General features: G+C 35.0%; 2 protein-coding genes. Both read left to right on the plus strand.

Annotated features, from left to right (window positions below):
* Window positions 1-152: 152 nt before the first annotated feature.
* The gene (istA, locus tag ACTJJ9_RS26095) at window positions 153-1,565 is read left to right on the plus strand and encodes an IS21 family transposase (protein WP_095303603.1); all 1,413 of its coding nucleotides are present in this window, start codon (window positions 153-155) and stop codon (window positions 1,563-1,565) included.
* Window positions 1,562-2,287 carry an IS21-like element helper ATPase IstB gene (istB, locus tag ACTJJ9_RS26100; RefSeq protein ID WP_095303602.1) on the plus strand — a complete coding sequence of 242 codons (726 nt, stop codon included), beginning with the start codon at window positions 1,562-1,564 and terminating at the stop codon, window positions 2,285-2,287. Before istA ends, istB begins: the two co-directional genes overlap by 4 nt.
* The last annotated feature ends 72 nt before the right edge of the window (window positions 2,288-2,359 follow it).

The raw sequence follows: 2,359 nt of genomic DNA on the forward strand, positions 1-2,359 counted from the left end.
TGTGTATTGCAAAATAGAAGTGCAGACCTTTGCAAGAGAAAAATGCAAAGTCCTGCACTTTATTTGATAGGTGCATAAAAAAAGACTTGCCAGTCACCCCAAGTCCCACTACATTAATTGTGTCGAGCAATTTGGTAGTGGAGGTAGAAAGGATGCTAGCAATGTCTGATATTAATTGTATCAAACACTTACGTAACAAAAAAGGACTATCAATAACAAAAATCAAGGAAACTTTAGGGATTAATTGGAGGACAGCTAAGAAGTATGCTGACGAAAATCAATTACCTAAATCAAAGATCAAGAAATCTAAAGGTATGATGCATTCTGAAAAGTGGGGGCAGATAGTTTCAGATTGGCTTTTTGAAGATAGTAAACTAAAGAAAAAATTACGAAGAACAAAAAAGCAGATGTTTAAAGATCTTCAGGATCTAGGATTTAAAGGTTCATACAGAACAGTATGTTACTTCATAACAGATTGGGAGAATAGCCATAATGAAGAGCTTGATAAAGGCCATGAACGTTTAGAACATCCCCCAAGTGAAGCACAAGTAGATTTTGGTGTAATGGAAGTTGTTAAAGATGGTGAGTTTGTGGATACTCATGCTTTAGTAATGTCGTATCCATACAGTAATGCCGGATTTGCGGTACCATTGCCATCTGAAAATCAGGAATGCTTTCTTGAAGGGTTGAAACTTTTATTTAAGCAATCAGGAGGAGTTCCTAGAAAAATTCGAATTGATAATTTAACTCCAGCCGTTAAGAAAGTCAGATCAAAAACCGAAGAGGCACAGCTAACAGATGCCTTTATCCAATTCCAAAATCATTATGGTTTTGGTGTGCAAGTTTGTAATCCACGTAAAGGCAATGAAAAAGGAAGTGTTGAAAATAAGGTAGGCTACATTCGATACAACTTCTTTACAACATCACCAGTCATGAATAGTTATGAGGATTTTACAGAAACACTTCGTGTTCAATTGGAAAAAGACCGCAACAGACTTCATTATGAGAAAGAGGTTTTGATAGAAGATCTTTGGAATGAAGAAAAGGACTATTTACTTGAGTTACCAGAGGAGGATTATCCAGTCTTTAAAGAGATTGAGGCAAAAGTTAATAAATATAATGAAGCAAAGTTAGATAATACATTAATACATATCCCGAAAGCATCTAATTATCCTTTTATATATCTTGTAGTGACTTGGGATAAATATAAAGCTGTATCACCCGATGGAGAAATTCTTTTTGAAGATTTTAGACCATATATGAACAAGAAGAGAGCTATTCCATGGATAGCCATTTTCAAGGATTGGATTCGAAAACCAAGAGCTGTATCCTACTCAAGATATCAAAAATATTTACCAGGTCGCATTAATGAGTACCTTATGGTTGAAGATTTAGTCGTTAGGAAAGAAAGATTAATAGAAATAGTAAACTTACTAGTTACACATGATATAAAAAGAATAAATGAGGAATTTTATGATTTGATATCTGGTAATAATGAAAATCCCTTCGGGTTAGATTGGAACGAGTATGATGCATTAGCTCCTACAGGAGGTGAGCAATTATGAGCGATCAAATCCGTTCTATGTGTAAATCTTTAAGACTCGCTTATGTATCTGAAATTTATGAGTCGATTTCCTTTGAATCTCCAGCTCAATATTTAGAGGCATTATTTAAGGAAGAGTTTAGACTACGTGAACAAGCAAAGGTGCAACGTTTGATTAAAAATGCCAAGTTCTTAGACTCGAAGAGTTTAAGTAATTATGAATGGACCGAGAGAATTAGATTTCCAACACAGATTGATAAAGATGGTTTAATGAGACTTGATTTTATCAAACTGAAGCAAAATGTTGTTTTGATTGGGGCTCCTGGGACTGGAAAATCACATTTAGCAACTGGATTAGGTAGAAAAGCATGTGAAATGGGATATGAGGTTAGATTCTATCGTGTATCCACACTTATCGAGCAATTGGAACAAGCACTGAAACAGGATAAATTGCCTTCCTTTAGGAGGAAATTTGAAAAGGTTGAATTAATCATTCTCGATGAAATGGGTTATCTACCTTTTAGCAAGGAAGGCTCTGAACTACTATTTCAGCTCATCGCTGAATGGTATGAACAGAAAAGCCTGATAATCACTTCTAATCTCGAATTTAGCCAATGGAATCGGATTTTTATTGATTCTAGACTAACCGCTGCATTAGTGGATCGTTTAATTCATCATGCCCACGTATTAACATTTAATGGCGGAAGTTATAGATTATCAAACGCTTTATCACGTGCAAGATAAATTAAAACGATTGGGTGGCAAAACTCTGCAAAATTTCTTGCGCAACTATGCACTTTTTTCTTGCAAAATACA

Source organism: Metabacillus sp. 22489, from assembly GCF_052044855.1.
In the GTDB taxonomy this organism is placed as follows: domain Bacteria; phylum Bacillota; class Bacilli; order Bacillales; family Bacillaceae; genus Metabacillus; species Metabacillus niabensis.